At 45.4% G+C, this 23,672-nt stretch carries 20 protein-coding genes; 11 read left to right on the top strand and 9 right to left on the bottom strand.

The window, feature by feature from the left end; genetic code table 11:
• The first annotated feature begins 6 nt into the window (after window positions 1-6).
• On the top strand, window positions 7-2,469 hold the full coding sequence (gene torA / locus AND4_RS05160; RefSeq protein ID WP_009841854.1) for a trimethylamine-N-oxide reductase TorA: 2,463 nt from the start codon (window positions 7-9) through the stop codon (window positions 2,467-2,469).
• A 199-nt stretch (window positions 2,470-2,668) separates the two neighbouring features.
• A complete protein-coding gene (locus AND4_RS05155) occupies window positions 2,669-4,408 on the top strand; it encodes an alpha-galactosidase (protein WP_009841853.1) in 1,740 nt (579 codons plus the stop codon).
• A gap of 75 nt (window positions 4,409-4,483) precedes the next feature.
• On the opposite strand, the gene AND4_RS05150 is transcribed toward AND4_RS05155, so the two are convergent.
• Complete coding sequence (locus tag AND4_RS05150) at window positions 4,484-5,698, bottom strand: putative manganese transporter (RefSeq protein WP_009841852.1); 1,215 nt, start codon at window positions 5,696-5,698, stop codon at window positions 4,484-4,486.
• A 205-nt stretch (window positions 5,699-5,903) separates the two neighbouring features.
• On the opposite strand from AND4_RS05150, the gene AND4_RS05145 reads away from it, so the two are divergent.
• The gene (locus AND4_RS05145; protein WP_009841851.1) at window positions 5,904-6,809 is read left to right on the top strand and encodes a manganese-dependent inorganic pyrophosphatase; all 906 of its coding nucleotides are present in this window, start codon (window positions 5,904-5,906) and stop codon (window positions 6,807-6,809) included.
• 74 nt (window positions 6,810-6,883) lie between these two features.
• Window positions 6,884-7,273: a DUF2750 domain-containing protein gene (locus AND4_RS05140; protein ID WP_009841850.1), complete on the top strand. Its 390-nt coding sequence runs from the start codon at window positions 6,884-6,886 to the stop codon at window positions 7,271-7,273.
• Between the two features lie 122 nt (window positions 7,274-7,395).
• Here the strand turns inward: AND4_RS05140 and AND4_RS05135 are convergent, their stop codons facing one another.
• The 6 genes from AND4_RS05135 to pspF all read right to left on the bottom strand — a co-directional run bounded on the left by AND4_RS05135 (window position 7,396) and on the right by pspF (window position 13,914).
• On the bottom strand, window positions 7,396-8,178 hold the full coding sequence (locus tag AND4_RS05135; protein WP_009841849.1) for an ABC transporter ATP-binding protein: 783 nt from the start codon (window positions 8,176-8,178) through the stop codon (window positions 7,396-7,398).
• On the bottom strand, window positions 8,175-9,170 hold the full coding sequence (locus AND4_RS05130) for an oligopeptide/dipeptide ABC transporter ATP-binding protein (protein ID WP_009841848.1): 996 nt from the start codon (window positions 9,168-9,170) through the stop codon (window positions 8,175-8,177). The genes AND4_RS05135 and AND4_RS05130 overlap by 4 nt, the downstream gene beginning before the upstream one ends.
• Complete coding sequence (sapC, locus tag AND4_RS05125; protein ID WP_009841847.1) at window positions 9,170-10,057, bottom strand: putrescine export ABC transporter permease SapC; 888 nt, start codon at window positions 10,055-10,057, stop codon at window positions 9,170-9,172. The genes AND4_RS05130 and sapC overlap by 1 nt, the downstream gene beginning before the upstream one ends.
• Complete coding sequence (locus tag AND4_RS05120; RefSeq protein ID WP_009841846.1) at window positions 10,044-11,006, bottom strand: ABC transporter permease subunit; 963 nt, start codon at window positions 11,004-11,006, stop codon at window positions 10,044-10,046. Before AND4_RS05120 ends, sapC begins: the two co-directional genes overlap by 14 nt.
• Window positions 11,006-12,625 (bottom strand): ABC transporter substrate-binding protein, encoded by a 1,620-nt coding sequence (locus AND4_RS05115; RefSeq protein ID WP_009841845.1) that lies wholly within the window; start codon window positions 12,623-12,625, stop codon window positions 11,006-11,008. Before AND4_RS05115 ends, AND4_RS05120 begins: the two co-directional genes overlap by 1 nt.
• A gap of 278 nt (window positions 12,626-12,903) precedes the next feature.
• A complete protein-coding gene (pspF, locus tag AND4_RS05110; RefSeq protein ID WP_009841844.1) occupies window positions 12,904-13,914 on the bottom strand; it encodes a phage shock protein operon transcriptional activator in 1,011 nt (336 codons plus the stop codon).
• Between the two features lie 234 nt (window positions 13,915-14,148).
• On the opposite strand from pspF, the gene pspA reads away from it, so the two are divergent.
• From pspA to AND4_RS05075, 7 genes are all read left to right on the top strand, one after another.
• Window positions 14,149-14,820, top strand: coding sequence for a phage shock protein PspA (gene pspA, locus AND4_RS05105; RefSeq protein WP_009841843.1), 672 nt, complete (start codon window positions 14,149-14,151; stop codon window positions 14,818-14,820).
• Window positions 14,821-14,834: 14 nt separating this feature from the next.
• Window positions 14,835-15,068, top strand: a complete 234-nt coding sequence (pspB, locus tag AND4_RS05100) for an envelope stress response membrane protein PspB (RefSeq protein WP_009841842.1) — start codon at window positions 14,835-14,837, stop codon at window positions 15,066-15,068.
• Window positions 15,061-15,450 carry an envelope stress response membrane protein PspC gene (pspC, locus tag AND4_RS05095; RefSeq protein WP_009841841.1) on the top strand — a complete coding sequence of 130 codons (390 nt, stop codon included), beginning with the start codon at window positions 15,061-15,063 and terminating at the stop codon, window positions 15,448-15,450. The genes pspB and pspC overlap by 8 nt, the downstream gene beginning before the upstream one ends.
• A gap of 155 nt (window positions 15,451-15,605) precedes the next feature.
• Window positions 15,606-16,637, top strand: a complete 1,032-nt coding sequence (locus AND4_RS05090; RefSeq protein WP_009841840.1) for an efflux RND transporter periplasmic adaptor subunit — start codon at window positions 15,606-15,608, stop codon at window positions 16,635-16,637.
• Window position 16,638: 1 nt separating this feature from the next.
• Window positions 16,639-17,727 carry an efflux RND transporter periplasmic adaptor subunit gene (locus AND4_RS05085; protein WP_009841839.1) on the top strand — a complete coding sequence of 363 codons (1,089 nt, stop codon included), beginning with the start codon at window positions 16,639-16,641 and terminating at the stop codon, window positions 17,725-17,727.
• Window positions 17,720-20,827 (top strand): efflux RND transporter permease subunit VmeI, encoded by a 3,108-nt coding sequence (vmeI, locus tag AND4_RS05080; protein WP_009841838.1) that lies wholly within the window; start codon window positions 17,720-17,722, stop codon window positions 20,825-20,827. Before AND4_RS05085 ends, vmeI begins: the two co-directional genes overlap by 8 nt.
• A gap of 80 nt (window positions 20,828-20,907) precedes the next feature.
• Entirely contained in the window at window positions 20,908-21,468 is a 561-nt protein-coding gene (locus AND4_RS05075) for a DNA-3-methyladenine glycosylase I (RefSeq protein ID WP_009841837.1), read from the top strand.
• A 206-nt stretch (window positions 21,469-21,674) separates the two neighbouring features.
• Here AND4_RS05075 and AND4_RS05070 read toward each other — a convergent pair whose 3' ends face one another.
• Complete coding sequence (locus AND4_RS05070) at window positions 21,675-22,526, bottom strand: lipase secretion chaperone (protein ID WP_009841836.1); 852 nt, start codon at window positions 22,524-22,526, stop codon at window positions 21,675-21,677.
• A gap of 13 nt (window positions 22,527-22,539) precedes the next feature.
• Window positions 22,540-23,442, bottom strand: coding sequence for a triacylglycerol lipase (locus tag AND4_RS05065; protein WP_043991463.1), 903 nt, complete (start codon window positions 23,440-23,442; stop codon window positions 22,540-22,542).
• Window positions 23,443-23,672: the final 230 nt, after the last annotated feature.

Below are 23,672 nucleotides of genomic sequence, written 5' to 3'. Positions count from 1 at the left end.
ATATAAATGGCTATTACACGAAGAAGTTTTCTTAAAGGTGTAGCAACCACAAGTGCAGCGTCAGTTATTGGTCCAAGCTTATTGGCTTCAGCATCTGCGAGTGCAGCTGAATCTACAGGTACTTGGAAAGTATCAGGTTCACACTGGGGCGCTTTCCGCGCCCACATCTACGCGGGTAAAGTTCAAGAGATCAAACCGCTAGAACTCGATCAGAACCCAACAGAAATGTTGAACGGTATTAAAGGCATCATCTACAGCCCATCACGTGTTCGTTATCCAATGGTTCGACTAGATTGGTTGAAGAAGCACAAATACAGTGCTGAAACGCGTGGTAATAACCGTTTTATCCGTGTGACTTGGGATGAAGCACTAGACCTGTTCTACCGTGAGCTTGAGCGTGTTCAAAAAGAATACGGTCCCTGGGCTCTGCACGCAGGCCAAACGGGTTGGAACCAAACTGGTGCGTTCAACAACTGTACAGCGCATATGCAACGTGCAGTGGGTATGCACGGTAACTTCATCACTAAAGTCGGTGACTACTCGACGGGTGCTGGTCAAACCATCATGCCTTACGTACTCGGCTCAACAGAAGTTTATGCACAAGGTACTTCATGGTCTGAGATCCTAGAGAATTCGGACAACATTATTCTTTGGGCGAACGATCCGGTGAAAAACCTGCAAGTGGGTTGGAACTGTGAAACGCACGAATCGTTCAACTACCTTGCGCAGTTGAAAGAGAAAGTAGCGAAAGGTGAGATCAACGTTCTTTCTGTCGACCCAGTGAAGAATAAGACCCAACGTTACCTAGAGAACGGCCATTTATACATTAACCCGCTAACAGACGTAGCTTTCATGCTTGCTGTTGCGCACGTGCTGTATAACGAAGATCTTTACGACAAGAAGTTTATTGAGACCTACTGTCTGGGCTTTGAAGATTTCATCAAGTACGTTCAAGGTGAGACGAAAGACAAAGTTGTTAAGACGCCAGAGTGGGCAGCATCTATCTGTGGCGTGAAAGCAGACAAGATTCGTGAATTTGCACGCATGCTAGTGAACGGTCGTACCCAGATCCTGATGGGGTGGTGTATTCAGCGTCAAGAGCACGGTGAGCAGCCATATTGGGCAGCGGCAGTTGTTGCAGCAATGGTTGGTCAAATTGGCCTACCTGGCGGTGGTATTTCTTATGGTCACCACTACTCGAGCATCGGTGTTCCTTCTACTGGTTTCGCGGGACCAGGCGGTTTCCCTCGGAACCTAGACACAGGGATGAAACCCAAGTGGGATAACAAAGACTTTAACGGTTACAGCCGAACCATCCCTGTTGCGCGTTGGATTGACTGTCTATTAGAACCAGGCAAAGAGATCAACTACAACGGTGGCAAAGTTAAGCTTCCAGACTTCAAGATGATGGTGATTTCGGGTTGTAACCCGTGGCACCACCACCAAGATCGTAACCGTATGAAGCAAGCGTTCCAAAAGCTTCAGACGGTTGTGACGATTGAATTTGCTTGGACTGCAACATGTCGATTCTCTGATATCGTGCTTCCAGCATGTACTCAGTGGGAACGTAACGACATCGACGTTTATGGTTCGTACTCGAATAAGGGTCTGATCGCTATGCATCGCTTAGTGGACCCATTGTTCCACTCTAAGCCAGACTTCCAAATAATGAGTGAATTGACTCAACGTTTTGGTCGTCGCGAGGAATACACTCGTGGCATGAGCGAAATGGAGTGGATTCGCAGCCTGTACAACGATTGTAAGAAAGCAAATGACGGTAAGTTTGACATGCCAGAATTTGATGAATTCTGGAAAAAGAGCGTGCTAGATTTCGGCCAAGGTAAGCCTTGGGTTCGTCACGCTGAGTTCCGTCAGGACCCAGAAATTAACCCTCTGGGCACGCCTTCTGGCTTCATCGAGATCACTTCTCGTAAGATCGGACGTTACGGTTACGAACACTGTCAAGAACACCCAATGTGGTTTGAGAAATCAGAACGTTCACATGGTGGTCCTGGTTCAGATAAACACCCATACTGGTTACAGTCTTGTCACCCGGATAAGCGCTTGCACTCTCAGATGTGTGAATCTGAAGATTTCCGTGCAACATACGCTGTTCAAGGTCGTGAGCCTGTATACATCAACCCTGACGATGCAAAAGCGAAAGGCATCAAAGACGGTGATTTAGTACGCGTATTCAACGATCGTGGTCAGCTTCTTGCCGGTGCTGTACTGACCGATAGCTATCCGCGTGGTGTTGTACGTATCGAAGAAGGTGCATGGTACGGTCCTCTGAACGAGAAAGTTGGTGCAATCTGTACTTACGGTGACCCTAACACGCTCACTCAAGATATCGGTTCCTCTGAGCTTGCACAGGCAACTTCTGCGCACACATGTATCGTAGACTTCGAGAAATTCACTGGTAAAGCGCCACCAGTGACTTCATTCGGTGGTCCAATCGACGTCGCTTAATCACATTGCTAAAGTTTAAACGAAATACCAGCTCTCGAGCTGGTATTTTTTTTGATAAAACTTCAGTGAGTGTTCTCTCAGTAATTAGTTTAAATGAATTGAGATGCAACAGATTCGTGATGTCGATAACGAATTAGGAGAGGGAAGGAGAGGATAATGAACTCAATGAAACAACGATAATTAAGTGAGTTGACTCTTCATGGCTCAGACCATTCTATTGGCCAATCATACCGAGATATTAGTAATCGATAACGATCTTCAATTTGAAGTCGTGGACAATCAAATCCATTTTTCTTTTGCCGGGATACACAATAAAACTTTCGGTGAACGTGAAGTTTTGTTTCAAACGCCCTTTCTCTATGAACAAGGCGCAACTGTGCTTGGCGATGGCTTTCAAATGCTGGCGCAGACCAGCGGGACAATTTCTCAACCTGAAGATATTGGTCGATGCCCAGATAACAATCTTTCTTACCGCATTTATCCTGAAAGCGCCCCCAAACGTTACTACAACTACTTAGTCGTTGAAGATGCATCATGTTATACCCTGTTTGGTTTTACGTCTTGTCATCGATTTGCGGGCTATTTTGAGGTGCAGCGGCAGAGTGAGCAGTGGGTTCTTTCTGCTTCTATCGATGGGGAGCAGACCCAAGTAGCGGATTGGCAGCACAATAAATTGGAATCTGTCGCCGTATTACGCGGTCATTCGCTCTCTGAGTTGTACAAACAATACAGTAAGCTGCTCGCCGAGCATCACCCAGTGCGCAAAGGAGTCACGCAAGATGCGCCAATTGGCTGGTGCTCTTGGTATGCCTATTATGCGGATGTCACCGAAGGCAATGTGCTCGACAATGTGGCGTGCATGCAAGGTGGTTTAGCGGAGCTCGAATGGGTGCTGTTAGATGATGGTTACCAAGCCTTCATGGGGGATTGGCTAACGCCCTCGGATAAATTCTCTGGCGGTGTGAAAGAACTGATTCACAATATTCATGCAAAAGGTAAAAAACCGGCGATTTGGATGGCACCATTCATTGCCCAACCAGAATCAGAAATCTTCAAAAAACATCCTGACTGGTTTGTGCGTCACGAAGACGGAAGCCTATTGAAAGCTGAAGATATCACTTATGGTGGTTGGCGCTGTACTCCTTGGTATATTCTTGATACTTCAAATCCTGATGTGCAAGATCATCTGACTCATGTAGTGACTGTCATGCGTCAAGAGTGGGGTGTTGAGTTATTCAAGTTAGACGCAAACTACTGGGGCACTTTAAAAGGTATGCGCAGTCAATCGGGCGTAACTGGTGTCGAAGCCTACCGTATGGGTATGGAAGCAATTGCTAGGGGGGCTGGAGATGCATGGCTATTGGGTTGTAACGCGCCAATGTGGCCGTCATTAGGCCTCGTTGATGCAATGCGAGTGTCTGATGATGTGGAGCGTGATAACCATCGTTTCGGACAAATCGCTAAAGAAACCTTTTTCCGCAGTTGGCAGCATCGCAAGTTGTGGCAAATTGACCCAGATTGTGCAACATTTACTTCACTCCCAAACCAGGCAGCATCGCGCGAGGCTTATCAATTTCACCGCAACGTTTTGCTTGCGTGTGGTGGCTTGCTGTTGTCTGGGGACCCTTTACCAGAAATTACGCCTTTTGCGAGCAAGACACTGTCTAAGCTGATGCTGCGTCAGCGTCGTAATCAAGAGTCGGCAGAGTTTACTGCATTAGGTTTGAATCACGCTTTCCTACGGCTAACATCCAAGCATGATCTGCACTGTTTATTCAATTACGCCAGTGAGGAAGGGACAGAATTTACTCTGACAGCTGATCGACCTGTAGATTGGTATGATTACTGGACAGGGGAGAAGCTCAGCCAAGCGCCTTGTCAGCTATTGTTGGTCAGCTTGGATAAAGGTCTGAATGCTAAAGCTATTGTGACCGCATAACCTGATTAACATGAAAAAAGCAAAAGGGCCTCAATTGAGGCCCTTTTTACATCCAATTATCTGGGTATTAGTTGGTTAGGATTCGAATAAGAAGAAGTAGCCGTAACCGACAATTAATGCGGGGATTGCAGAGTAAATAGTTGCAACTAATGCCGCTTTCGGTGCCATTGCAATTGCAGGAAATAACGCATCCCCATCATTAGATATCGCATTTGACAATTGTGCGGATAGAGGTACTGCGCCAGAAACGTAAAGACTGGTAACAAGAATTTGTGGTCCACAGCCTGGAAGTAGGCCAATCGCTAGGCCAATGAGTGGCATCCAGATACCCCAACCAGAGAAAGTTGTGCCTAAATCCAAGCCTGAGAAGTATGCAGTGAGTTCAAAAGCAAGGAAAGCTAAAATCACCCATGCACTGACAAAGTTAGTGTCTTGTGCGGCCTTTTGAATTGGGTGAGAGTCGATGATTTTATCATCTTCCGATACGGTTGATTGGTAGTCACCTAACTCCTTAGTCATGGCCCAAAGGAACATACTGATCACGGCAAATGTGGCCCCTAACCACTCCATGGTGTTCTCTTTCAACCCAAGCAGTTGGTTGATGTCGACCTGAAAAGAGCCAAGCACGGCAATGATGGTGACAGGAATTAGCAACCATTTCCAAAATGCACCTTGCAGGTTAATCGCACGTTGCTCCATCGGTGTATGCGTGTCTCCGTGACTCTTGCAGCATTGCGTATGAGTTGTTTCTTCTTTCTGCTTGGGACGCAGAAAATCATCAGCATGGAAAGCATTCACCACCCATCCAGAGAGTGTACCAACAACAATGCCTAAGGCAATAACACTAAAGCCAGTGGCAGGCTTAGCCGCGAGCAACAAGAAAGCCGCGTCGCCCATGGTTGAAGTAAGCACGGCCACAATCGCGCCAAATCCCACGCGCCCGCTAATGAATTGGGTTGTTACTACGATTGCACCACCACAGCCCGGAAGTGCGCCCAGAAGAGCGGCAAAGAAGACTTGATGACTTCGAGAGCGATGGTAAAGCGCAGTCAATCGATTGGTCTTCGACATGAAATTTGACAGGTAGTGGTAAATAGTGAGTGTTGCCGCAACATAACAAGAGACTGCCCAAAATGAATCAGACAGGGTTGCGACGGTGACTTCTCTTGTCGCTTCACTTGCCAATAGCGCGAGCAGTGCAACAGGCAGCAATAGTCGTTTGTAAGCAAGACGAAATTGAGCAGGTTGCAGTAGTTGGTGTGCCGAATTAAAAATTTTAGTTGCGTTCATAATTAACTTAAATGCTAATAGTAATTATTTTCATTATATGTAAGTGAGAATTATTCGCAATAGGAGCTGGCTATTTTTCTTGGTGTCAATCTCCCTCTAATCAGGTAAAATAAGTGCCTTTGTGAGCAAACTCGCTTCCTCGGTGCTATTCGCTAAGCGATTCACCCTTTAGGAAGCTAAAAAATTGACTTGAATAGGAAGAAACATGATTCTAGTTGTAGGTCATAAGAACCCAGACAGTGACAGTATTTGTAGTGCACTCGTAGCGACTGAACTCTTAAAGGCGCGTGGCGTTGAAGCAATGCCAATTCGTCAGGGCGAAATCAACCGCGAAACTCAACACATCTTGGAAGTAGCGGGTGCAGAAGTTCCTGAACTACGTACTTCAGTAGCAGGTGAAACGGTTTGGTTAGTAGACTACTCAGATCTCGCGCAAGCACCAGACGATATCGCTGAGGCTGAAATCGCAGGCATCGTTGACCACCACCGTCTTGGTGACGTGATGACAGTGAACCCAATGGAAGCATGGATCTGGCCTGTTGGCTGTACTAACACAGTACTGTTCAATATGTTCAAGATTGAAGGTCACGAGATTAAGCCTCAAATAGCTAAGCTAATGATGTCAGCTATCCTTTCTGACACCGTCGGTTTCGCTTCTCCAACTTGTACTCAAAAAGACAAAGATGCTGTTGCTGAGCTAGCGGCTATCGCAGACGTACAAGACGTTGACGCATTCACTAAAGATCTTCTAATTGCTAAGACAAACATTGAAGGTCTATCAGCGGCTGAACTTGTTGAAAAAGACCTTAAAGGCTACCCATTCAACGGTCGTGACGTAGTAGTAGGTCAGGTTGAACTTGCAACTCTAGAGCAAGTTGACGGTATGATCGAAGCACTAGAAGCCGATCTAGAAGCACGTTGTGCAAACGACAACCTAGCATTCGCTGCTGTTATGCTAACAGACATCACGACAGCGCAAACTCGCCTTCTTTACAAAGGTGAGTGGGCAGAGAAGCTTGTTAAGCATGAGAATGACGGCATGCTAATGATGGAAAACACACTAAGCCGTAAGAAGCAAGGCTGGCCTTGGCTTCAAACTGAGCTTGTGTAATTTCATTATTACCAACGTATACTGTAAGTGCCCGCCAATAGGTGGGCATTTTTTTATGGGAATAGGAGACGAACATGTCTGAAGCATTAACCCAAGAGCAAATGGACACCATCAATCGCTACAGCGAAGAGCAGCGATTGAAATACTGTGTGAAGGAAATCGTAACAAACCGCAAAGTTTGGATTCTAAAAGACGAACATGGCTGCGTGATGCTTAACACAGAAGACGACGATTGTGTACCAGTGTGGCCAAACGAAGAGTTTGCACAGCAATGGGCGACAGGCGACTGGGAAGAGTGCGAGCCAGAAGCTATCTCTTTGAATAAATGGCACAGTCGCTGGACGTCGGGTCTAGAAGACGACGAACTGTCTATTGTGGTTTTTCCAAACCAGAATGAAGAGGGCGTGGTGCTGTTTCCAGACGAGTTTGATTTTGAACTGCGCAAACAAGCGAGCCGTCGTTAATTATTATCAATAGCGCTCTGAAACCCAGAGAGCAAAAAGCCTGCATTGATGCAGGCTTTGCTGTTTTTGGAAGAAGGCTTTTTGAGGAAGCGAATACTTGAAACGTATTACTCGCTCAAGTTTTAGTGGTTTGGCGCTTTGTAGAAATGACTCTCCACCAATCGTTGAGTGATCGCATGCTCTGGATTAGTCAACACTTGATTTGTCTCACCAAATTCCACCACCTCGCCTTCATGCATCACCATTACTTTGTCAGTAATGTGTTTTACGATACCAATGTGCTGAGATACGTAAACGAACGATAAGCCCATCTCTTCTTGCAACTCTAAAAACAGGTTGATGATCTGGGAGCGCATTGCCATGTCTAGGCCATTTAATGCTTCATCAGCGACGATAATGGAAGGTTGAAGGATCAAAGCTCGGGCTAGGCATATACGCTGTTTTTGACCCGCAGCAAGCATTTGAGGGTAGAAATACGCGTGTTCTGGCAGTAAGCCTACACGTAATAATGTGTCTTTGACACGCTTCATGCGCGCGTCCGGCGGCATGTTGGTGTTTCGTTTTAATGGCCCTTCCAAAATACGACCAATTTGAATGCGTGGGTTCAAAGAGGTATTTGGATCTTGGAAAATCATACGAATTAGCTTACAGCGTGTCGAATAATCCTCGTGTTCAAGGCGCTCACCGTTTACGCGGATCTCTCCCGAACTTGGCTCAACAACGCCGGCCAACATACGTGCTAGCGTGGATTTTCCTGAACCGTTTTGACCAATAAAGCCTATGGTTTGACCCGGTTCTAAGGTAAAGCTAACTGGCTTAACGGCTTCTTTGACGGTACGTTTGAACAGGCCCGAGCGCGTGACAAACTGTTTCGATAGGTTATCGACCTCAAGCAACGCACTCATGTATGTTTCTCCGTATTTAAAGGGAAGTGACAACTAAATTTATGAGTCTTGATACGCCTGGTATGAGGGATCTCAACACACTGTTTTTGTGCGTAAGGGCAACGAGGTCCCAAGCGACAGCCAATTGGCAAGTGCTGTAGAGGAGGGATTGACCCTGGTAGCGATTGCAGCTTTTGTTTGTGAGGGATCCAATCGTTGAAATCGGGCATCGCTTTAAGCAGTGCTGCTGTGTAGGGATGCTTTGGCGCCTTGACCAGTTTCTCGGTATCGGCTGATTCCACGGATTGGCCACAGTACATGACGGTGATGTGGTTTGCCCACTGTGTAATCGTGGTCAAGTCATGGCCAATCAACACAATCGTAGTATTGTTAATCTGATTCATCTTGCTCAGTAAACGTAAGATTTGTGATTGCGTAATTGGGTCAAGATCGTTGGTAGGTTCATCTGCTATCAAGATTTTTGGCTTAGTAGCAATTGCCATTGCAATCATAACTTTCTGACACTCACCGTCAGTTAACTCATATGGGTAACTGCCCATCAAGCGCCTATGGTCCTTGATCCCCACTTTGTGAAGCAAGGCGACGGCCTGCTTTTTACGCCATTTGAAGCGCTCCCACCATTTGCCTTCGAAAGAGCGAGAGGGGATTGATTCGATGAGTTGACGGCCAACTTCTTCCGAAGGATCTAAACAAGTCGAAGGCTCTTGGAAGATCATTGCAATATCGCGTGAAATCACACGTCGGCGCTCTTTTGGCGTTAACTGCAGTAAATCAATGTTGCCTAGGCGCATACGATCCGCTGTGACTTTCCAGTTGTCTTTACAAACACCGACGATTGCTTTGGCAACAAGACTTTTTCCAGAGCCAGATTCACCCACAAGGCCACGGATTTCCCCCTCATTTAGGGTAATGCTCATACGATCGACCGCTTTCACTAATCCCGATGGCGTTTCAATTTCAATGGTCAAATGTCGAATATCTAACAACGGCATTATTCGATCCCCGCATTGAGTGCTTGGCGTATACCTTCACCCACTAAGTTTATAACAATGACGGTAAACATAATGGTGAGGCCGGGTAGGGTCACTGTCCATGGAGCGATATAGATTAATTCAACTGAGTCGCCAAGGATCGCCCCCCATTCAGCACTAGGCGCTTGGGCACCTAAACCAAGGAAACCAAGCGCGGTGATGTCTAAAATTGCCACGGAAAGCGCCAGTGTAATTTCTGCAGCAATAACGGTTAATACATTTGGCAGAATCGAATTCCACAGCAGGTAGAAATCATTGGCGCCATCTAAGCGTGCCGCCATGATATAGTCCTTTTCCACTTCAGTATGCACTGCAATATACACTGAGCGAATAAAGCGTGGGATCAAGGCTAAGCAAATGGCCAAAAGGATATTGAATTCCCCAAAACCAAGGAAAGCTACAAAGATGATAGCCAGCAGCAAAGATGGAATCGACATTACGGTGTCGAGTAAGTGATTCAAGATGCTCGACAACAGACCTTTAGTCATGCCTGCCAACACGCCAATAAAGCAGCCAATTAGACCGGCAATCGCCGTGATCGCGATTGCAGCACCAAATGTCAGCTGAGAGCCCATGATCAGACGTGAGAGGATGTCACGACCCAAATCGTCGGTACCTAGGAAATAATCAACGGCGCCAGCGGGTACCCATGATGGTGGTAAGAGTAGGTCGCCCGATTGAGCTTGAGGATCGTAAGGCGTGAGCAATGGCGCAAAGATGGTGATCAGGATAAGCAATACCAAGCACCACAAGCCAAACATTGCTAGGTTGTTTGAGCGGTAGCTGCGCCAGAATCGTTCAAACTGAGTTGGAATACGTTCTTCCTGATAAATGTTATTTGTTAGCATACCATTCCTTTCTTACCAGAGGATTAATCATGGCACCAATCAGGTCCGAAAGGATGGTGGCAGTTAAAACTAGGGTTGCTAGTACCATTACGCCAGCTTGGATTGAAGCGTAATCTTGATTTGAAAGAGCATCTAATAGCCAACGACCAATCCCCGGCCAGTTGAAGATAGATTCAGTAATAATTGCTAGGGTAATCATGCTAGAAAGTTGAACCCCAACTTTTGGAATAATGGGTGGTATAGCGTTACGAAGCACATGTTGAGTCACAATCTTGTGGTTTGATAAACCTTTGATTCGTGCGGCTCGGATGTAGTTTTGACTCATTACTTCTGCCACAGAGGCGCGCATCAAACCGATAACTTGAGTCGTCGGAGCAAGAGCTAATACTAGACATGGCAAGATCATATGTTCGATAACACTTTGTAGTGCGTAGGCTCGGTGCTCTCCTTTTACCATGAAGGCATCAACGATGGCGAAGCCCGTAATGTGGTCAACTTCGTACAGCAAGTCGTAACGTCCGGCAACAGGAAAGACCTGATATTGCAAAGAAAACATCATGATCAACATCAGTGCAACCCAGAAAATTGGCGCTGAGTAGCCAGACATTGCAACAAACGAGATGCTGGTATCTAACCATTTACCCTGTTTCATACCAGCAATCGTGCCAAGTGGAATACCGATAAGCAATGACACGACAAAGGCGAAGAGACATAGCTCCAGTGTTGCAGGGAAGACGATGGCTAACTCGTCGTAAATCGGATTCCCGCTTTTGCTGATGCCAAAATTGAGCTGCGATAGTTCGATAATATAGTGTTGCCAACCGACCCAAAATTCGACATTTGTCCAATGAGAACTTGGATCTAAGCGCAATAAAGAAAAGCCCACTAAGGTGAGAATCATCAAAGTGATGACAAATAGATTAAGACGTCTTACGGCGTACCAAAACATTAATGGATTCTCTCAACTTTATCAAAAGGTTGTGCATTGAAAGGGCTTGATTTAAAACCTTTCAGCGATTTATCGTGAACACGGAACTGAACACCGTGAGCCAGTGGGATGACGGGAAATTCCTCATTCAGAATGTTTTGCGCTTGACGATATAGATTTAAGCGATAACGTTGCTGTTGAGTTTCTAGTGCGAGGTCCAACAAAAAATCAAAATCATTGTTACACCACATTGATACGTTCAGGCCGACACGATCCGATTCACAAGAAAGCAGAGGTCGGAAGAAGTTGTCTGGGTCTCCAGTGTCCCCAATCCAACCAGTTAGCAGCAAGTCAATATCGTGAATATTTTCCAGTTGGGTGCGCTCAAAGCGGTCATCGGTCAGTAGGTGCAACTCGACCCCGATGTCTGCGAAGTTTGCTTGAATCAACTCAGCGGTTTTACGCGGGCTCGGGTTAAAGGCGTGGGGCTCTAAGGGTACCCACATCGTTAATTGCAGTCCTTTCGCGTAACCGGATTGTCGCATAAGCGCAAGTGCATAATTACGGTCGTAACGAATTTTAATTCTGTCTTTTTGATAAGCCCAAGAGTTGGGTGGAAGCAGAGAGTACGCTTTGCTTCCAGTACCGTAATAAACTGAATCAAGAATATTTTGACGGTTGATGGCTAAGTTTAAAGCTTGGCGAACTCGGGCATCGCGCAGAGCTGGGTGCTCAGTGTTAATCGCAATAAAAGAGACGTTATTTGCGGGTGTTGCGGTTAACTCAAGATTGTCGGTTGCTTGAATAACAGGGATCTGACTTGAAATCGGTGAAGCGAGAACGTCACATTCATTACGAAATAGCTTAGCGAGCGTGCCTGTACCGCGGTGTGAAATGTCGAACACCACTTGTTTCATCTTGACAGGGGAGTTCCAATACGTGGCGTGGCGTTCCAGACGAATCAAATCGTTCGCTTGGTATTCTTTGAGCTGGAAAGGGCCTGTACCGATAGGTAACATATCAATTTGAGCCTTCTCATCTTTTGCCGCGAGTTGTTGGCCATATTCCGCAGAAAGTAAAACAGCATGGCTGGTGGCAATATTCGCTAAAAAAGCAAAGTTAGGCTGAGTAAGCACAAATTTAACGGTGTCGCTATCAACAGCGACAACATTTTTGACCAGATTTTGGAAATCTAAAGCAGCAAACCATGGATAAAAACCGCCACCGACGTCGTGAAACGGATGGTCTACGTCAATAATTCTTTTGAAGCTGAATACCACATCGTGCGCGTTAAACGGTCGAGTCGGTGTAAACCATGCGGTTTTCTGGAACTGGATACCACGTTTTAGATTAAACGTGTATTCAGTGCCTTCTGCATTTACGAACCAAGTTTCGGCAAGACTTGCAATGGGCTGATGAGTTTTTGGGTCGAGTGTGAGCAGGGTATCGTAAAGCTGAGGGCTAAGTGCTTCGGCTGTAATACCACGGTCAACGAGCTGAGGGTTAAATGTGGTTGGTTTCCCTTGCCCACAAAACACAAAGCCATGCTTGCGAATTTTATTGTGATCGATGTCTTCACCACAAGCGGTGAGTAAGCTAATACCAATTAGGCTCAGCGATAATCTTATAAAAGCTTTCATAATATGAAATGGTCATTGGTCTTAGCTTGCTCCTTCTGTTTTTTGTTTCAGTGAAGCCAAGCGAAAATGAACTCACTAATTTATCACCTTTACCAACTCGCTCCAAACATAAATCGTTGTGTCGCGGGGTGTTAGATTAAATTACCCTTGTATTGACTGGTTGTTGACCTTATTCCTTCTCTTAAATCGCACCTTGTGTCGAACACAACCACCTGTTTATACCAGTTGTTTTACTTCAGTATAGTGAGCTATTACTCGATTGAGAGAACAGATAACAATTATCCTTGACCGACCAAGCCATATTTTCTGACCATCCCGCGAAGTTGGTGGTAGCTTAGCCCTAACAAGTCTGCGGCTTGGCGTTGGTTGAACTTCGCTTCCTTCAGTGCGCGATTAATCAGCTTAATGTCTTGCTCTTCCTGCCATTGCTTGTAATCGAGTGGGAATTGAATCACAGAGTGTTGAGTGGCATCTGGTGTTTCTGCTTCGTCTTGTTTGGCAGTGTGCCCAAATTCGCTACCCCAGTCTGTTTCAAATGGATTAAAGATAAGATCGTTAATAGGGTCTGAGCTCAAGCCGTGACGGTAAATCGCTCTTTCAATGACATTTTTTAATTCACGAACGTTGCCGGGCCATTTGTAATCAAGCAGTGACTGCTGTGCTTGATGCGTAAAACCAACAAAATATTCTAACTGCAGTTCTCGACACATTTTAATGGCGTAATACTCAGCAAGGGAGAGAATGTCTTCTTTTCGTTCTCTCAGTGGTGGTAGCATGATGACATCAAATGCTAAACGGTCGAGCAAGTCTGCGCGGAATTCCCCCTGCTCGGCGAGTCTGGGAAGATCGGCATTGGTTGCACACACTAAACGAACGTCAGCGGTCAACGCAGTATGCCCCCCGACACGCTCATACTCACCATATTCAATCACTCGTAAGAGTTTTTCTTGGACAAGAAGTGGCGCAGTTGCTAACTCATCAAGAAATAAGGTTCCACCCTCTGCACGCTCAAAGCGGCCTTTATGCTTACCTTTGGATCCAGTAAATGAGCCAGACTCATGGCCAAATAGCTCAGAATCAATCAATCCCTCGCTTAACGTCGCACAGTTTAGAGAAAGCAGTGGTTTGTCCCAGCGCTTTGATAAATAGTGTAATCGTTGTGCGATGAGCTCTTTACCTGTGCCTCGTTCCCCTATAATGAGAACGGGGCGCTCAATAGGCGCCAGCTGTGATACTTTATCTAGCACAGCAAGAAAAGCGGGTGACTCTCCGATAAGGTTCTGTTTCATAAAATCCTTCTTATATTTTGTCTCGTCACGATTTACAGCATTGAAGTTGGTGAAATTTACCAATAGTTGGTAAAAGCCATCATAGCACAAGGGTGTGACACAACAAGAAATTGATTAAGTTATTGTTTATAAATGAAAATAAAAGTTGGCACGCTACTTGTTATGTTTAGAAATAGGTACAAGGTGAATCATCACCTTGTCGCGTTTTAATTAGGAAAGAAGAGGGGTTTCGTTATGGGTATTTTTTCTCGGTTTGCAGATATCGTTAACTCAAACATCAGTGGATTGCTGGACAAGGCGGAAGATCCTGAAAAAATGATCCGCCTTATCATCCAAGAGATGGAAGACACACTTGTTGAGGTACGTACTAACTCGGCGAAAGCGATTGCAGACAAAAAAGAGTTGGCTCGCAAAGTAGAAGCACTAGAAGAACAAATCACTGAGTGGGGTCAAAAAGCGAGTCTTGCTCTGGTGAAAGAGCGTGAAGATTTGGCGCGTGCTGCTCTGATTGAAAAGCAAAAACTAGAGCAGGTGATCAAAGGTCTTCATACTGAGCAAACACTAGTAGAAGAAACTATTGAAAAGCTAACAGGCGAAATCGGTAAGTTAGAGGCAAAAATTACCGAAACGCGAGCAAAGCAACAAGCACTGATAATCCGTAACCAAACGGCATCAAACCGCCGTGATGTGCAAAAGCAACTTCACGCAGGCCGCACGCATGAAGCGATGGCGAAGTTCGAGCAGTATTCTCGTAAGATTGACGAGATGGAAGCAGAGGCGGATCTATACGCGAAGACAGGCAACGCAAAATCACTCGATCAAGAGTTTGCCGAGCTACAAGCACAAGACGAAATTGAAAAAGAGTTGGCAAAACTAAAAGAAAAGATGTCATCGAACGATAAATAACAAAGGAGCCATTTATGTTGACATTCTTTTTTACTGGATCAGTGATTGTCTTTTTAATTTTTGTCGCCCCATTATGGCTTTTACTGCATTATCGAAGCAAACGAAGAGCAGACAGCGCGCTGTCTGAACAGGATTTGGAGCGTCTTCAGATACTGTCTGAAAAAGCGGAAGTAATGCAGTCTCGTGTTGAAACATTGGAGCGTATACTAGACGCAGAATCTCCAACGTGGAGGCGCAAGTATGACTAGACGAGAACTGTATCGTGACCCTGTAAATGGCAAAATTTCCGGCGTGTGTGCTGGGATCGCAAACTATTTTGGTGCGGAAGTTTGGCTGATTCGAATTGTGGTCATTTCAGCAGCTTTGCTCGGCGGCACCTTCCTTGTGCTTTTGGTCTACATCGCCATGTCTTTTATGCTAGAAAAGCAGCCGGTGACTTATACTGAGAGTATGAAGTCTCGGGAAGAACATACGCTGAAAAGCAAGCCTTGGCAGAAAGGCCAGAGTCCGGAGCAGCTACTAAATATATTAGAGAATGACTTAAACCACATTGACGGAAAAATCCGTAGTATGGAAGCCTATGTGACCTCCGACAGGTATCATATAAATAGAGAGTTTAATAGTCTCTAGTGATGAATGGCTAATTTATAGATAGAGCAGGCTTAGGTCTGCTTGATTTTCGTCTCAAATTACTATTTTTAAAGATTTTTTTACTCTGTTGCTCTAGAAGAGCAATACAAATTCATCTACTTTGAAGAGATTAGATTTCAAATGGATGAATTAAGATGAGAAAAGTGCTCATTCCAATCGCTGTCATAGCGATTCTCTCAGGTTGTGGAAAAGAGCAGCCCCCTGTTCCTGAACCTGAGTCTCGCCCCGCCAAACTTTTCACTGTCTCTGTTGGTGATGCTCAATTTGAAAGACATTTCCCTGCAACAACAGAGGCCGGTGATCGGGCTGTACTCGCGTTTCGAGTCCCAGGCTTGCTTCAATCGATAGAGGTCAATGCAGGACAAATGGTTAAGAAAGGTGACGTGCTCGCGGTACTCAATCCTGACGAGTATTCACTTCTCGAAAAGCAAGCTCGAGCGAACTATACCCTTGCCGACGTTCAGTATGAACGCTCAAAAAAACTGCGAAAAGAACAAGTGGTATCCGAACAAGATTTCGATGCAGCAAAAGCGAATCACAACTCAGCAAAGGCCCAATGGGATCAGGCTAAAGCAAATCTAAGATACACCAAGCTTATTGCACCTTATGATGGCACTATCTCTTACCTACCTGCGGAAAATCATGAATACGTAGCAGCCAAAGAGGGCGTCATGAATATTCAAACCAATCAAGTGATGAAAGTGCAGTTCCAATTGCCTGATCACTTGTTGAGTAAATTCACTCAAGGTGCCAATGTCTACGCAACGATGAAGTTCGACGCTTTCCCTGAGCGTTCGTTTGAGCTGACCTTCCAAGAGATTGATACTGAAGCGGATCCAAAAACTGGCAGTTATAAGGTCACTATGGTGATGGCTCGTCCAGAAGGTGTCGGGATACTGCCGGGTATGTCTGGTAATGTGGATTTGGTGTCTGAAAATGCAGGGGCAACAAGAATTCCCAGTTCGGCACTGTTTATCGAAGACGACAAAACATGTGTTTGGCGCGTGAGCGACCAAGGTATTGTCGAAAAAGCATTTGTAACGCTAAATGATAAGCAACAAATTGAGTCGGGTTTGGATGACGGAGACCAAATTATCATATCCGGAGTGAAAGCCATTGAACCGGGCATAAAAGTTCGTGAGTGGGTGAAGGAGCGAGGGTTGTAATATGAAAGGAATTTTAACGTTAACAACACTGTGCTCGGCGATACTTCTTGCTGGTTGTGGTGACAAAGGGCCGCAAAGAGAATTAGACACTCCTCGCGTTCGAGTCGCTTCCTTGGAAGGTCAAAAGGTTGATGACAATTTGTATTTCCCTGCCATCGCGAATGCTGCTGAACGCTCACACCTTAGCTTCCGAGTTGCGGGAGAGCTGAGCCGCGTTTTAGTCCGAGAGGGGGATAAGGTCTCAAAGGGAGACGTTATTGCCACTTTAGATCCAACCGATTACCTGTTGGATGTCGATAACGCATCAGCGCGTTTTTCTGTGATCGACAGTCAATACCGCCGTTCAGCTCCGCTGGTAAAGAAAGGCTTACTGGCAAAATCACAATTTGATGAAATTGCAGCGCAACGCCAAATTGCTCTTGCTGAACTTGATTTGGCCAAGCTTCATTTGTCATTTACCGAGCTAAAAGCACCTGTTGACGGTGTTATTTCGCGCGTGAACGTAGACCAATTTGAGAATATTCAAGTTGGCCAATACATAGTGAATATTCATAGTGTGGATCGTGTTGAGATACTGATTCAACTTCCTGACCGCTTGTACGTCAATCAGCCTTCGACTGAAGAGCATCTTACGGCAATTAATGCTGTGGTTCGCGTACCGAGTGGCAACGAATACAACGCCCAAATCAAAGAATTCACTACGGAGCCAGATCCAAACACAGGCACCTTTACGGTTACGCTGTCTCTACCAATGCCTGAAAACGAATTTATTCTTGATGGTATGCCAGTGGATGTGACATCAAAAGATGAGAAAACTGGTCTCGGCCTCAATATCGGCATTAACGTGCCAATTGAAGCCATCTTTAATGCCGATGGTGATGATCTGAATCGTGAGAACAAATTTGTTTGGATCTTGAACAATGACAATACCGTGACTCGCAAACAAGTACGCGCAGGTAAAGCATCGCAGACCTCGGTGCAGATTCTTGATGGTCTAAAGCTTGATGATAAAGTGGTTGTAGCGGGCGTTTCCCGATTGAGAGATGGCATGACAGTGGAAGTAGTTAAGCAGGAGGCAAACAATGAGTGAGAAGAATAACGTTGCGCCTCAAGAGGGGGATGAAAACGTAACGGGCATTGCTGCGTACTTTATTCGCAACCGTGTCATCAGTTGGATGGTTTCGTTGATCTTTTTGATTGGTGGTACCGCCGCATTCTTTGGTTTAGGTCGTTTAGAAGACCCAGCCTTTACGATCAAAGATGCAATGGTGGTGACAGCTTATCCCGGTGCTACTCCTCAACAGGTTGAGGAAGAAGTGACATACCCGTTAGAAAAAGCCATCCAGCAGTTAACTTATGTGGATGAGGTTAACTCTATTTCTAGCCGTGGTTTATCCCAAATCACCGTGACCATGAAAAATAACTATGGGCCAGATGACTTACCACAGATATGGGATGAGTTACGTCGCAAGGTCAACGATTTAAAGGGTTCATTACCGCCGGGCGTAAACGAACCGTCAGTCATTGATGATTTTGGTGACGTATACGGTATCTTACTTGCGGTAAATGGTGATGGTTACAGCTATAAAGAATTACTTGATTATGTTGACTATTTAAGGCGTGAGCTCGAATTGGTTGATGGGGTGAGTAAAGTCTCGGTATCTGGCCAACAACAAGAGCAAGTTTTCATTGAGATTTCGATGAAGAAACTAAGTAGCCTTGGACTCTCACCCAACACGGTATTTAACCTGCTTTCTACACAAAATGTCGTGTCGGATGCAGGTGCTATCCGAATCGGTAACGAATATATTCGGATCCAACCAACCGGTGAATTCCAAAGTGTTGATGAACTTGGTGATCTATTATTAACAGAGTCAGGTGCGCAAGGTCTGATCTTCTTGAAAGACGTAGCGGACATCAAACGCGGTTACGTTGACGTTCCAACCAATATTATTACCTATAACGGCCAATTGGCACTGAATCTTGGCGTTTCCTTTGCTCAGGGCGTAAATGTTGTTGAAGTTGGTAAAGCATTTGACCGTCGTGTTGCCGAACTTAAGTACCAACAGCCGGTAGGGGTAGAGATTTCAGAAATCTATAACCAGCCGAAAGAAGTAGATAAATCTGTCAGTGGTTTTGTTATCAGCTTGGCACAAGCGGTTGGTATCGTGATCGTTGTATTACTTTTCTTCATGGGGCTGCGCTCTGGTCTGTTGATTGGCTTAATCTTATTGTTGACCGTATTGGGCACCTTCATTTTTATGAAGTACCTAGCCATCGATTTGCAGCGTATCTCGCTTGGTGCCCTGGTTATTGCCCTAGGTATGCTGGTCGATAACGCCATTGTGGTCGTGGAAGGGATACTGATAGGCACTCAAAAAGGGCGAACCAGACTGCAAGCCGCGACGGATATCGTCACGCAAACTAAGTGGCCACTGCTGGGGGCAACGGTTATAGCGGTCACAGCATTTGCGCCTATCGGTCTGTCTGAGGACTCAACGGGTGAGTACTGTGGTACCTTGTTTACAGTACTGCTTATTTCATTGATGTTGAGCTGGTTTACGGCCATCTCTCTGACGCCGTTCTTTGCGGACATTTTCTTTAAAGGTCAGAAAATTAAGAGTGGTGAGGGCGAGGATAACGACCCATATAATGGCATAGTGTTTGTCATGTACAAGAAGTTCCTAGGTTTTTGTATGCGCCGAGCATGGTTTACTGTCGGTGTATTGGTCGCAGGTCTTGCAGCGAGTGTCTATGGGTTTACCTACGTTAAACAAGCGTTCTTTCCTTCTTCAACGACGCCTATTTTCCAGCTGGATGTGTGGCTCCCTGAAGGGACAGATATTCGAGCGACGAATGATACACTTGAAGAGCTGGAGGGTTGGCTTACCGAGCAAGAGCATGTTGATCACATCACGACAACGGCAGGTAAGGGCTTACAGCGTTTCATGCTGACTTATGCACCAGAGAAAAGCTACGCCGCTTATGGTGAAATCACGACGCGAGTTGACAATTATGAAGCCTTAGCGCCACTAATGGACCGCTTTAGAGCACATATCAAAACCAACTACCCAGAAATTAACTACAAATTGAAGCAAATTGAGTTGGGGCCTGGTGGGGGGGCGAAGATTGAGGCGCGAATCATTGGGTCTGACCCAACCGTGCTTCGTTCTATTGCGGCGCAAATAATGGACGTAATGTACGCCGATCCGGGTGCAACTAACGTTCGTCATGACTGGCGTGAACGCACACAAGTTCTGGAGCCCCAATTTAATGAGAGTCAAGCACGCCGTTACGGTATCACCAAGTCTGATGTTGATGATTTTTTATCGATGTCCTTCTCGGGTATGACGATAGGTCTTTACCGTGATGGCACCACGTTAATGCCAATAGTTGCACGACTTCCTGAAGATGAGCGTATCGACATTCGTAACATCGAAGGCATGAAGATTTGGAGCCCAGCGCAGAGCGAATTCATTCCTCTACAGCAGGTAACTATGGGTTATGACATGCGTTGGGAAGACCCAATCATCGTTCGTAAAAATCGCAAACGCATGCTAACTGTCATGGCTGATCCAGATATTCTAGGTGAAGAGACAGCAGCAACATTACAAAAGCGTTTGCAGCCAGCGATTGAGTCAATAGCGATGCCGCCGGGTTATTCGCTAGAGTGGGGTGGTGAATATGAGTCGTCAGGAAAGGCGAAAGCATCATTGTTTTCTACGATGCCAATGGGGTACCTGTTCATGTTCTTAATTACCATCTTCTTGTTTAACTCAATCAAAGAGCCCCTGATTGTTTGGTTGACGGTGCCTCTGGCCATTATTGGTGTGACCACGGGTCTACTTGCTTTGAATACGCCGTTTGGCTTTATGGCATTACTTGGTTTCTTGAGCTTATCGGGTATGGTACTGAAAAATGGTATCGTGCTGCTTGATCAAATTGAGATTGAAATGCAGTCAGGTAAAGATGCGTATGATGCGGTTGTGGATGCTGCGATCAGCCGCGTTCGCCCGGTATGTATGGCAGCGATCACCACTATCCTTGGTATGATTCCACTCTTACCGGATATTTTCTTTAAACCAATGGCGGTAACCATTATGTTTGGATTGGGTTTTGCAACAGTGCTGACATTGATTGTTGTGCCAGTGCTTTATCGTTTATTCCACAAGGTGGCAGTACCAAACTAACAACGAGTTTAAGTCACTTGTTTAAATAACGTTCTAAACGCCTTTGGCTTATGTCAGGGGCGTTTTTATAAGGATTGAATATGGAACAGAATACGTGCTCATGGGCAATGAACCATCCACTAGAGCTTGAATATCACGATACCGAATGGGGGGTGCCTGTTCACAATGATACCCTGTTGTTTGAATTTATTACGTTAGAGGGCGCACAAGCGGGTTTGAGCTGGATTACGATTCTGAAAAAGCGAGCAGGCTATCGCGAGGCATTTGAAAACTACGATTTGGATAAGCTTGTTCAACGTGATGAAGTACGTACTGAGCTCATCGTTGACAATTTCGACGTGGTTAGACACCGTGGCAAAATCAACTCAGTATTTAACAACGCTAAAGCGGCAAAGCGATTAATTGCAGAGTATGGGAGTCTATCTAATGCTCTATGGCAGTTTGTTGATGGCAAACCCATCGTAAATCATTGGACAGACGTGACTCAAGTGCCAGTCTCTACGGAACAATCCAAAGCGATGAGTAAGTTCCTCAAAAAGAAAGGCTTTAAGTTTGTGGGCGAGACGATCTGTTACGCCTTCATGCAAGCAGTCGGTATGGTCGATGACCACGTGGTAAGTTGCCCGAAAAAATCCAACTAATAGTTATTACTTCTAGACATAGCAAAATGTAAAAGGAGACTGGCATGAGCGAAGGTGCACTGTCTAGATAGACTTGGCACCAAGTAAAGCCAGTTACCTTTTAAACATTAATTTGGCTGTATCCAAAGCTTGGAAAAGTTACACCAATCAATGGTATTGATTTCAACCCCTGCGACTTTACTGGCAAACAGTGCCTGACTCCTCGTTTATTTTTGCTCGCTATCATAAATTCTTTCTAATGCTTCGATGCGACGCCACTGTTTTTCATCAAAACTCTGTTCTCTTAATCCGGCAACTTCAAATTTCTTTTCTTCCTCACCCAGAAAATCGTTGTTTAGGATTTCGACACGCTTTTGTAAAAAGTCGGCGAGTAAGGCATTAAAAGCGAGCCGTTTGTCATCCAAAGCTTGTAGGCGTCTAGCTCCCTCTTCACCGACCAAGTTAACACGAGCCAAATACTTTTCTTGTGCGTCCATTTTAGAACTTTGATTAAGCTTCATAACTAGTGCGTTATTACGCTCACTTTGTTGAATGTACGCAGGCTGCTCAGAGAGGATTTCTTCGAGCATTTGTTGTTTGGTACTTGCATCTAACTTGGCTGTTTGAATGCTGAGTTTGTCTATTGCTAGCTTGCGCAATCTGTTTTCTTCATCGAATAGGTGGGCAATTTGTTCGTCGGTAAAAAATGAGCTTTGCACCGCTAAAATGGCATCGTCCAGCCGCTTCAATTCTCGCCATGATAATGAATTTCCCTCAAAAGGCTCAAGCTCAGAAAGCGCATTTTTATACGAAAGGTAGACTTCGAATAAATCTGATTTGATGCCGAGATTATGGTGTTGAGACTCGCCTGCTTTGACATCGGCGATGATAGTTTCAAGATTTTTTTCGCCCAAACCACTCAATGAATATTCGAAGAAGTCTTTCTGTGAAGAGAGGTCAATAGTGGTATCTTGTTGTGACTCAGCCTTCAGCGGTTGCGATTGTTGAGCTTGATATAAAGCCGCCCCGACACTAGTGAGTAATACAACGGACAAGGTGGCAAGAGCAGCTTTCTTCATGATTGACTCCTTGTTACAAGCCTTGAAGTTTTAGACGATTCGCGTGCTGGCGGTACAGTGTTAGTGGATCGGTCTCAAAAAGATGGTGGATACCGAGTAGGCCGTTGATTTCATCAAGGTGGTTCATTTTGTAATCATCACGAATCACTTTGCCTAAGTGAGTGCTGCACGCATCTACAAGCCCGTCGTTAGGAGAATCGAACGCCAGGCCCAAAATCAACATCGCACTGCTTGTAGGATCAAAAAGATTGGTAAAGGTTGAAGATCCTGTCCATGAATAGTAGTGCACGCCATTTTCAGCCAATAAGTCACCCTCTCCACATGCGCTGGTTGGCAAGCCCTCAGGGTAATACTGGTTAAATTTGAGTGCACCCTCAGTGGTGAGTGAGCCTAAGGAAGCGAGTGGATCTTGAGCAAGGTCAGCACCACCAGACAATAGGTTGATGAGTGTCACTAACCCTTCTGCCAGTTTTACCGCAATATCCTCACCGGTGGAGCCTTCGCGAATATTGTTTCTTATGATATCAGCCACTTTGGACCCTTTGTTCACACCACCGATGCTGGTTACTGATGCCACCAAATCGGGGCGTATTGAAGCAACGTAACGTGTTGTCGGTCCTCCTTGGCTATGTCCCATTAAGTTGACCTTTTCTGCTCCTGTTGCAGCAAGTAATGTTTCAACCTGAGCCAGAAGCTGCTCTCCACGTGCTTCACTGCTGTTGGCTGCGGAAACTTGTGTGAGATAAACGGTTGCCCCGTCCTTGGTCAGAGAGTGAGGAATACCGTAGAAGTAATCGACACCGGCTAAGGTATTAAAGCCAAATAATCCGTGAACAAGGACGATGGGGTATTTTGTTTCTGTGTAGTCACTGGCGTTGGAAGATGAAAAGGGTAATGTGCTCAAAGTGAAAAGCATTGTTGTTATGATTTTTAGTTTCAAAACTTTCTCCTTATGGTGTGACCCTGTGTCGGCTTACAAATTAGAAGACAAGTTTTCAGTATGAGACATTCATTCGCAGTGGATTGTTTTGTTCTGTGACTGTTCAAAAGAAAATCAACAGTTTTAATGAACATTAAATTGGCGAATGTGGAGGGATGGGGAGATTTTTATCAAGGCAGTGTTTTAGTGTTAATTTGATAGACTGC

This window comes from Vibrio sp. AND4, from assembly GCF_000171815.1.
GTDB lineage: Bacteria > Pseudomonadota > Gammaproteobacteria > Enterobacterales > Vibrionaceae > Vibrio.
This window is presented reverse-complemented; position numbering and strand designations above follow the sequence as displayed.